Source organism: Oceanicola sp. S124 (assembly GCF_000220565.1).
Taxonomy (GTDB): Bacteria; Pseudomonadota; Alphaproteobacteria; order Rhodobacterales; family Rhodobacteraceae; genus Pseudooceanicola.
The window spans coordinates 1-9,148 of the sequence record NZ_AFPM01000264.1 but is presented as its reverse complement, the minus strand read 5'-3'; the positions used below and the strand labels follow the sequence as shown (position 1 = coordinate 9,148).

Genomic DNA, 9,148 nt, shown 5'->3' with positions numbered 1-9,148 from the left:
CAGGGCGGGGTAGGCCTTGACCTCCATCCGCCAGCCCTCGTCATCGGTGAGGTGCCAGTGGAAGATGTTCATCCGGTGCCAGGCGAGGATGTCGAGGAAACGGGTCACGTCATCCGCATCCCAGAATTGGCGCGAGACATCCAGGTGACTGCCGCGCCAGCTGTACCGCGGCGCGTCTGTGAGGGTGCCGGAAGCTGGGAAGCGGAAGGAGGCGGCATCGACCGTCGCGCCATGCAGCATCTGCGCCAGCACGATCAGACCGTGGCGGATGCCGTCGTCATCGGCGGCCTTCACGGAGATCACCTCTGCGATTTCAAGCGCATAGGCGCCTTCCTCGAAGTCTCCGCCCTTCTCGATGGCGACGGCGCGGGTGCCGGGCATCGGGGTCATCGACAGGACGGTGCGGTCCTCGGGGTAGAGACGGCGGTGCAGGGCCTCGACCTGGCTGAAGGCCGCGAGGGCTTCGCGCGACGCCCCCGGTGCGGGGCAGAGCGCCAGCGGCGTCTCGCCCGGCTCGAGTTCCAGCGCGGCGGGCCAGGGCAGGATGGCGAAGGGTTCGGTCAGCTTGCCCTCGGGCAGCAGGGGGCCGGGTTCGACCAGCTCGCGGCCCTCGGGGTAAAGGTCCGAGACCTCGACCTCGACATGGGTTCTCGCGCCCGCCGGGTCCAGCGTCAGGATGGCCGACTTGGCACCGTCGGTGATGTGGCGCGGGTCGCGGTTGAGGTTGGTGACCTCGAAACTCCAGCTTTCGCCGGGGGCGACCACAAGATCGGCGGGGGGCGCGTAGCGGTGGTAGTTGGCATCGCGCAGCTCAAGCTCGGCGCCCTTGACGGTGAAGGGCTTCATCGCGCGGGTGAGCGAGGTATAGGCGATGCGGAAGTCCGACAGCGGCGTCTCGGACAGGTTCCACAGGGTGACTTTGAGCGTGCCGAAGGGCGCCGGTTCGGGCGACCAGGTGTTTTCCAGGCGATAAGAAGACATGGAACCTCTGAGACTGTTGGGATCTTGGTTGTTGGCTTCGGGCTGCTTGGTCCTGGGGGTCAGTCGCCCAGAAGCTGGCTGTCGTCGCCATCGCGGTGACGGATCAGGCTTTCCTTGATCCGGCGCAGCGTGGCGGCGGTCGCGGTGCGGTCCTGGTAGGCCACCAGGTTGGCCAGGATATCCAGCACGGCGAGCATGGCGTAGCGGGTCGAGGTGGGGCGGAAGATGTTCTCTCCCTCCGGCAGGTCGACGGCCAGCACGATATCGGCGGCCTCGGCCACGGGGCAGTTCGATTGGGTCAGCGCGATGGTCTTCGCGCCCTGGTCCCGTGCCAGGGCAAAGCAGCGCACCAGTTCCGCGTTGCGCCCCGAGAAGGAGCTGCCGACCAGCACGTCGCGCGGGCTGACCGCCGAGGCCTGCATCAGTTGCATACCGTGGTCGGTCGAGGCGGTGATGCGGCAGCCCAGACGGAACAGGCGGTTCTGCATCTCGCCCACGATCATCGAGGAATTGCCGCCCGACCCGAAGGCATAGATCATGTCCGCGCCGCGCAGCAGCTTGGCGGCCTGCTCGACCGCAGCGAGGTCCAGCTGCTTGTGTACCGTGAACAGCGCGTTCTGTGCCTTCGTGACGATATCCTCGGCCACCTCGGGCGCGGTGGTGGAGCGTGCCTCGGGGCGCAGGTAGCGCAGGCCGACGTAAGAGGACTTGGCCAGCGTCACCTTGAAGTCCGAGAAGCTGTTGCAGCCGAGGCGGCGGCAGAAGCGGGTGACGGTGGGCGGCGAGACCTCGGCCCTTGCGGCCAGGTCGGTGATCGAGGCATTGACCGCGAAGTCGAGATCCTGCAGCACGATATCCGCAAGCCGCTGCTCGGATTGCGAGAGCTTCAGGCCCTCCTGCATCAGCGTGGCGAAGATATCCATAAAGGGGTACTCTCTTGCTGATCCGGATCCCGGCGGCGCGGCGCGAAATCGCCCGGATCCGAAAATCATTTTCGTATTTTCGTTGACACTCTGGCATGGCTTGCCAAGACTGCCTAGGAAAATCCGCAAACCATGAAAAGAATTTCACTATGACAGCAGAGAGTGCCGCGCCCCCGCGCGATCCGTTCCAGAACCCCTTCCCCGAGGGAGACACCGCCCGCCGCGCCATCTGGGAGATGCTGGTGCCGCGCGATATCACCGCCTATCTGGCGGCTGACTGGTCGCTGGTCGCGGATGATTTCGTGGCCGAAAACTTCACCGGCATGAACGGCAACCGCGACGCGAATCCGCAGAACTGGTCGCTGTCCTTCGCCTCTCTGGAGGCCTACCGCGACGAGTGGCTGCGGCAGGCGAAAGAGGGGCAGGGCACCGAGTATGCCGAGGATGCCCGCACCGCCATCTTCACCGCGACCAAGCTGGAAGAGATCGAGATCGACGGCTCGGCCGCGCTGGTGCGCAAGAAGTTCGATGGCCGCATCCAGCGCAAGGATGGCGGCGAGGACCGGCTGCTGTGGCAGACGCTCTATATCTGTCGCGAAACCGCCGATGGCTGGAAGATCGCGGGCTTCGTCGGCTACCTGCCCTACGAGGGTCACTGATGATGGCCGATGTCTGGCCCGAGCCGGGCACGCCCCTGTCGCAGGTGATGACACCCCTGCCGGTGATCGACGAGCGTCGTCTGGCGGCCAATATCGCGCGCGGGCAGGGGTTCCTTGACGGGCTGGGGCGCGCCTTTCGCCCCCATATCAAGACCCACAAGCTTCCGCAGGTGGCGCGGATGCAGATCGAGGCTGGCGCCTGTGGCATCAACTGCCAGAAGGTGACCGAGGCCGAGGTCTTCGCCGAGGCAGGCTTTGACGACATCCTGATCACCTACAACATCCTCGGCCCCGCCCGGCTGGCGCGGCTGAAGGCGCTGAACGGCAAGGTGGCGAAGCTGTCCGTGACCGCTGACAGCGCCGTGGTCGTCGAGGGGCTGGCGGCGACCTTCAGCGCCGATGCCCCGCTGACGGTGCTGGTCGAATGCGACACTGGCGGCGCGCGCTGCGGGGTGCAGAGCCCCGAGGCGGCCTTTGCCCTGGCGCAGGTGATCGCGGCGGCGGAGGGGCTGCGGTTCGGCGGGCTGATGACCTATCCCGGTCCCGGCGGCGCGGCGCAGGTCGAGGCCTTCATGGCGGCGACGCTGGCCATGCTTTCCGAAGCTGGCATCGCCTGCCCGGTGGTCACGGTCGGCGGCACACCCGACTTCTTCAAGGCCGGAGAGATCCCCTCGGCCACCGAGCACCGGGCGGGCACCTATGTCTACAACGACCGGGCCATGGTGCGGGCGGGGCACGCGACGCTGGAGGACTGCGCCATGCATGTGCTGGCCACCGTGGTCTCGCGGCCCACGCCGGACAGGGCGGTGCTGGACACCGGCTCGAAGGCGCTGACCTCGGATCTGCTGGGCTTCGAGGACTTCGGGTTGATCGAGGCCTATCCGGCGGCGCGGATCACCGGGCTGTCGGAAGAGCACGGCGTGGTGGATCTGAGCGCGGTCGAGGGCCGTCGGCCAGAAGTCGGTGAACAGGTGCGCATCATCCCCAACCACACCTGCGTCGTGACCAACATGTACGACCGCATGGTCTTTCATGACGGCGAGGTGGTGACCCGGGTGCTGGAGGTCGCGGCGCGCGGCACGGTCTGGTAACGAAAGCCGGAGACAAAGAAAGGGAGCGGCAGAGCCGCTCCCTTTTCAGTTTGCCGAAGGGGATCTTCGGGGTTCAGCCCGCGCTGGCGGCCGCGGGGATGGGCATGGCGCTGTCGACCCGACGCTCAAGCGCCTGGCCTTCCGCGTCGAAGAGGTGGCAGTCGGCAGCCGAGAAGGCCAGCGTTGCCGGCTTGCCCGGCGCCACGTCGGCAGAGCCCGACAGCAGGGCCGAGACATTGCCGACGCCGTCGAGATCCGCATAGGTCACCGTGTTGACGCCGAGGTGCTCGACCACGGTCGGGGTGATCTGCAGGCTGACGTCTCCGGCGCCCTGGGTCAGGTGCTCGGGGCGGATGCCGAGGGTGACGGGCTGGCCTTTCAGGATGCCTGCGGCGGTCACGGGGACGGTGACGGTGCTGCCGGTGACCAGCTCGACCGTGGCGCCTGCGGGGCTGACCTCGGTGCAGGTGCCGGGGATGAAGTTCATCTTCGGATTGCCGATGAAGCCGGCGACGAAGAGGTTGGCGGGCTTGTGATAAAGCTCGAGCGGCGCGCCGACCTGGCTGATGCTGCCGCCGTCCAGCACCACGATGCGGTCGGCCATGGTCATGGCTTCCACCTGATCGTGGGTGACGTAGATCATCGTCGCCTTCAGCTTCTGGTGCAGCGCCGTCAGTTCGATCCGCATCTCGGCGCGCAGGGCGGCGTCGAGGTTGGACAGCGGCTCGTCGAAGAGGAAGATCGAGGGTTCGCGCACGATGGCGCGGCCGATGGCCACCCGCTGGCGCTGACCGCCCGACAGGTTGCCCGGCTTCTGGTGCAGGCGGTTTTCCAGTTGAAGGACGGCGGCGGCGCGGCCGACCTTCTCCTTGATCTCGGCTTCGGGCCGCTTCTCGACCCGCAAGGGAAAGGCGATGTTCTCGAAGACGGACATATGGGGATAGAGCGCATAGCTCTGGAACACCATGGCGATGCCGCGCTTGACGGGGGGCAGGTCGTTGACCCGCGTACCGTCGATGGTGCAATCGCCCTCGGTGATTTCCTCAAGCCCGCAGATCATCCGCAGCAGGGTGGATTTGCCGCAGCCCGAGGGGCCGACGAAGACGACGAATTCGCCGTCCTTGATGTCGAGGTCGATCCCGTGGATCACCTCAAGTTTCTCGAAGCGCTTCTTGACACCGCTCAGGGCCAGCTGTCCCAAGGGAAGTTCCTTTCTCAACATGGGGTGCGGACCCGAAGGTCCGCACCTGAGAACCCGGGAAGGGGTCCGGGATTATTCCAGCTCTTTCAGCGCCGCGTCGGCCTTGGCCAGCGCGTCAGCGGGCTCGGCGTCACCGGTGACGACCGACTGCACCATCTCGATCATGATGTTCTGGAAGGCGCGGTAATCGGTGAACAGCGGCTCGGGGCCACCGAACTCGATGCCCTCGATGTAGGGCGCCCAGTAGGGCTGTTCCTCGACCAGCGCGTCGATGGTGGGCGAGGGGCGCAGCGGGGTCAGACCGGCGTTGAGGTCGTATTCCTCCTGCGCGGCGGGCGCGGTGAGGAACTTGGCCAGGCTGATCGCCTGCTCTTCGACGCCGGTGCCCGAGAAGACGGCAAGGCTGTCGGTGATCAGCAGGGTGCCGGGGCCCTTGGCCTCGGGGCCGAGGGGCAGGTTGGCGACGCCCCAGTTGATGTCCGTGTCGGCAAGGCGCGACACGGCGCCGATCGAGGCGTGCATCATCGAGACGCCCCCGTCGAGGAAGATCGCGCGGACCTCGTTCTGCTCGTAGGCGGTCGGGCCCTCTTCCGAGTAGGGCACCAGGGCCTTGTAGGCTTCCAGCGCGGCCAGCACCTCGGGGCTGTCGAGGACGATGTTGCCCTCGTCATCCACCACCTGGCCGTTGTTGGTGTAAACCCAGTGCAGGAACTGGTGCATGGTGTTGTCGAAGGTCTTGGCGACCAGGCCGAAACCGGCGGAGTCGGTGTTCTCTGTCACGGCCTTGGCGGCGGCGATCACCTCTTCCCAGGTCGCGGGCGGGGTCTCGGGGTCAAGACCGGCCTCTTCGAAGAGGTCCTTGTTCCAGTAGAAGGCCTTGGTCGAGAAGGCGACGGGCACGCCCCATTGTTCGCCCTGGTAGGTCACGGTGCCGACCACGTTGGGGTAGTACGAGGCTTTCTCTTCCTCGGTCATCGGGATCGGTTCGATCAGGCCGAACTCGGCGAACTCCTTCAGGGTGCGCGAGCCGACATAGGCCAGGCCCACGGGGGTGCCGGCGACGGCGAGGGTGGTCACCTTGTCCTGGCACTGGCCCCAGCCGACGACCTCGGGGGCGACGGTCCAGCCGTCGTTCTGGGCCTCCCACTCGGCGATATACTTGTCGTGGATCGGGTCCATGGTGTCGCCGCAGACGATCATGGTGATCTCTTCGGCCATTGCGGGCGCGGCTACCACCAGGGCGGCAAGCGCGGCGCCGGTGCGCAGCAGGGTCTTGGTCATTGTCTTCTCTCTCCTGTTGGTGCCCTTTTCGGGCCTCTGGGCCTTCTGGCCCGCTTTGCGCCCCGGACGGGGCGCGGGTTGGTCCGCGACTGTCGGCTTATTGTTTGACCGCCCCGGCGGTCAGGCCGGCGACGAGATACCGTTGCAGCGCGAAGATCAGGATCATGGCCGGGGCGATGCCGACGAAGGAGGCGGCCATGAGCTCGTTCCAGATGACTTCCTGGCGGCCGAAGTAGGCAAAGAGGCCGATGGGAAGCGGCATGAATTCGGTCTTCGAGTTGAAGGTCAGCGCGAAGATGAACTGCTGGGCATAGGCGCCGATGAAGGTGGTGATGGCGACCACGATGATGCCGGGCATGGCCAGCGGCAGGATCACCCGGCGCAGGATGTAGAAGTGACCCGCTCCGTCGACATAGGCGGCCTCGTCCAGCTCGCGCGGGATGCGCTTCATGTAGGTCGACAGCAGCCAGATCGCCGTCGGGATCAGGAAGGCCACGCCGGGCACGATCATCGACCAGTAGGTGTTCAGCAGGCCATAGCTGCGCATCAGCCGGAACAGCGGGATCAGCAGCACCGCGCCCGAGAACATGTTCACCGCCAGGAAGCCGCCGAGCAGCGAGCCCGCGCCCTTGAACTTGATCCGGGCGAAGGCATAGGAGGCCGGCACCACGAGGATCAGCACCACCAGGGTGATCACCGTCGAGATGAAGAACGAGTTGAAGATGTAGCGCGCGAAGCCCGGCACGCTTTCCCACATCGTCACGTAGGCCTTGAAGGAGCCGTTCTCGGGGATGAACTTGTAGGGCGTCGAGAACAGCAGGCCGAGCGGCTTCAGCGAGACCAGGAAGCCCTCGATGAAGGGCGCCAGGATGAAGAAGAGGAAGACCGCGATACCGAGGTACATCAGGACCACTTCCCACCAGCGGTAGCGGTCGATCATGGCGTTTTTCTTCATCATGTCGTCATCCTCCGGGACAGTTTGGTGACGGCCTGGAAGTAGAGGATCGCGAAGGCCGAGAGGAACAGGCAGATCACCACCGCGCGGGCCGCGCCCTCACCGAACTTCTTCGAGCCGATGGCGGTGGAATAGGTGTCGATGATCATCGTGGTGGTCGAGCCCGACGGGCCGCCCTGGGTCAGGATCCAGATGATGTCGAAGCTGTTGAACGTCGAGATGAGAGAGATCATCGACATGGTTATCGCCGCCGGGAAGATCATCGGCAGGGTGATCCGGCGCAGGCGGTAGAAGCGGCTGGCGCCATCGGTCCAGGCGGCCTCGTGCAGGTCGACGGGCACCGACTGGATCGCGGCCAGCATGTACATCGTCACCATGGGCACGCCGATCCACACATCCGTGATGATCGTCGCCCAGAAGGCGGTGGAGCCATAAGCCAGGAAGGCCACCGGCCCGTCCGACAGGCCGAAGCGCTGCAACAGGCCCGAGATCATCCCGAACTGGCCGTTGTACATCCAGCCCCACATGAAGATGCCGATGGCCATCGGCACGATCCAGGGCGGCATGGTCAGGATGCGGAAGACGGCACGGCCGGGCAGGGCGGCGTTCAGCAGCACCGCGCCGCCCGTGCCGATGATCATCTTCAGAGAGACCGACAGGAAGGTCCAGACGAAGGTGCGCCCGATGATCTCGGCGAATTCGGTGTCGAAGATCTTCTGGTAGTTCTTCCAGCCGACCCAGTTGGTCGTCTTGCGCAGAGAGGCATCGGTGAACGAGAGGTGGAAGGTATCGACCAGCGGATAGGCGACGATGGCCGCCACGTAGAGAAGCGCCGGGATCAGCAGGATCCAGGCAAACAGGACGGCTGACTTCTGTCCGGGCATCAGGCCACCACCTTTCCGGAGGCCAGCGCCTCGTCGTAGCTGTCCCAGACCGGGGCCATGTCGATCACCCGGCGCGCGGCGCGGGCCTCGTCCATGGTGATCGCCAGCAAACCGGCCTCCAGCGCATCCAGCACCGACACGGGCTGTTCGGCGCCGGTCTTCACCGCCGCGATGACGCCCTTGGCCATCTCCTCGTCCGCGCCGTAGTGCTGCGACAGGGCGGAGGCCTCGTAGGTCTTGCGGATCAGCGGCTGGCTGGTGTGGCTGTCGGTCACGTTCAGGAAGCCACGGACGAAATCGCCCTCGGCCATGCCCTGGCTGCCGATCACCGCGAAACGGCGGAAATCGTCGGGCACGTTCAGGTTGGTATGGAAGCTCAGCGCCGCGCCATTGGCGTATTCGACGATGGCGACCTGGTAGTCGATGATCTCGGCATCGCTGTCGAAGACCTTGTCCGTCCCGTTCCAGCCCGAGGGCTTTCGGTGGTAGACTTCCATGTCGTTGATCCCGCGATTGCCGGGATCATTGGCGGGGATGAAGGTGCGGCGGCCGCCGAAGCTGCTGACCCGCTCGGGTCGCGCGCCGATGACGCCGTTATAGAGGTCGATGTCGTGGCAGCACTTCTCCAGCATGAAGCCACCGGCGTAACGGTCGTAGCGCCGCCAGTCGCGCATGAAGAAGGCGCCGTGGTAGGGGGGGATGTGTTCGCTGGCCTCGATCGAGACCACGTCGCCCAGCTCGCCCCGCGCCTGTGCCGCGCGCAGGTCGCGGTAGAGGGGAGCGTAGCGCAGCACAAGCCCGATCAGCAGGTTCTCGCGCCCGTATTTCGCCAGCAGCGCCGCCATCTTCAGCGTGTCCTCGGTGGTGGTGACCACCGGCTTCTCGGAAAAGACTTTCACGCCGGCCTCGAAGCCCGCGCGGATGTGGTCGAGGTGCATGTGGTTGGGCGAACCGACCATCAGCAGGTCCAGGCTTTCGCCCTTCAGCAGCTCTTCGACGGTCCCGTACTGCCTGCCGGCAGAGATCCCGTGCTTCTTCAGGTTCTCCATGCCCACGGGGGCGGGATCGACATAGCCCGCGATCTCGAATTCCGGGTCCATCTGCGTGAAGACCTGGCCCAGGTATCCAAGTCGATATCCCAGCCCGACGATGCCGACTTTCATGGCAAGTCCC

Annotated in this window: 9 protein-coding genes; 2 read left to right on the top strand and 7 right to left on the bottom strand. The window is 65.7% G+C overall.

The window, feature by feature from the left end:
* Window positions 1-981: family 20 glycosylhydrolase (locus tag OS124_RS0117735; RefSeq protein ID WP_010141199.1), on the bottom strand; the 981-nt coding region annotated here is incomplete at its 3' end.
* 59 nt (window positions 982-1,040) lie between these two features.
* The gene (locus OS124_RS0117730) at window positions 1,041-1,904 is read right to left on the bottom strand and encodes a MurR/RpiR family transcriptional regulator (RefSeq protein WP_010141197.1); all 864 of its coding nucleotides are present in this window, start codon (window positions 1,902-1,904) and stop codon (window positions 1,041-1,043) included.
* Between the two features lie 149 nt (window positions 1,905-2,053).
* On the opposite strand from OS124_RS0117730, the gene OS124_RS0117725 reads away from it, so the two are divergent.
* Window positions 2,054-2,563: a hypothetical protein gene (locus OS124_RS0117725; RefSeq protein WP_010141196.1), complete on the top strand. Its 510-nt coding sequence runs from the start codon at window positions 2,054-2,056 to the stop codon at window positions 2,561-2,563.
* On the top strand, window positions 2,563-3,654 hold the full coding sequence (locus tag OS124_RS0117720; RefSeq protein ID WP_010141195.1) for a D-TA family PLP-dependent enzyme: 1,092 nt from the start codon (window positions 2,563-2,565) through the stop codon (window positions 3,652-3,654). Before OS124_RS0117725 ends, OS124_RS0117720 begins: the two co-directional genes overlap by 1 nt.
* Window positions 3,655-3,727: 73 nt before the next feature.
* On the opposite strand, the gene OS124_RS0117715 is transcribed toward OS124_RS0117720, so the two are convergent.
* The 5 genes from OS124_RS0117715 to OS124_RS0117695 form a co-directional block, all read right to left on the bottom strand.
* Window positions 3,728-4,855, bottom strand: a complete 1,128-nt coding sequence (locus OS124_RS0117715) for an ABC transporter ATP-binding protein (RefSeq protein ID WP_010141194.1) — start codon at window positions 4,853-4,855, stop codon at window positions 3,728-3,730.
* A gap of 72 nt (window positions 4,856-4,927) precedes the next feature.
* Window positions 4,928-6,136, bottom strand: coding sequence for an ABC transporter substrate-binding protein (locus tag OS124_RS0117710; RefSeq protein ID WP_010141193.1), 1,209 nt, complete (start codon window positions 6,134-6,136; stop codon window positions 4,928-4,930).
* A gap of 97 nt (window positions 6,137-6,233) precedes the next feature.
* Window positions 6,234-7,094 carry a carbohydrate ABC transporter permease gene (locus OS124_RS0117705; RefSeq protein WP_040607512.1) on the bottom strand — a complete coding sequence of 287 codons (861 nt, stop codon included), beginning with the start codon at window positions 7,092-7,094 and terminating at the stop codon, window positions 6,234-6,236.
* Window positions 7,091-7,975 (bottom strand): carbohydrate ABC transporter permease, encoded by an 885-nt coding sequence (locus tag OS124_RS0117700; RefSeq protein ID WP_010141191.1) that lies wholly within the window; start codon window positions 7,973-7,975, stop codon window positions 7,091-7,093. Before OS124_RS0117700 ends, OS124_RS0117705 begins: the two co-directional genes overlap by 4 nt.
* A partial coding sequence (locus OS124_RS0117695; protein ID WP_010141190.1) for a Gfo/Idh/MocA family protein occupies window positions 7,975-9,148 on the bottom strand: 1,174 nt, incomplete at its 5' end. The genes OS124_RS0117695 and OS124_RS0117700, both read right to left, overlap by 1 nt.

What these genes read in the sequence shown, in the direction of transcription:
- OS124_RS0117730 (WP_010141197.1), bottom strand. Translation starts at nt 1,904, where the DNA reads ATGGATATCTTCGCCACGCTGATGCAGGAGGGCCTGAAGCTCTCGCAA.
- OS124_RS0117725 (WP_010141196.1), top strand. Translation starts at nt 2,054, where the DNA reads ATGACAGCAGAGAGTGCCGCGCCCCCGCGCGATCCGTTCCAGAACCCC.
- OS124_RS0117720 (WP_010141195.1), top strand. Translation starts at nt 2,563, where the DNA reads ATGATGGCCGATGTCTGGCCCGAGCCGGGCACGCCCCTGTCGCAGGTG.
- OS124_RS0117710 (WP_010141193.1), bottom strand. Translation starts at nt 6,136, where the DNA reads ATGACCAAGACCCTGCTGCGCACCGGCGCCGCGCTTGCCGCCCTGGTG.
- OS124_RS0117705 (WP_040607512.1), bottom strand. Translation starts at nt 7,094, where the DNA reads ATGATGAAGAAAAACGCCATGATCGACCGCTACCGCTGGTGGGAAGTG.
- OS124_RS0117700 (WP_010141191.1), bottom strand. Translation starts at nt 7,975, where the DNA reads ATGCCCGGACAGAAGTCAGCCGTCCTGTTTGCCTGGATCCTGCTGATC.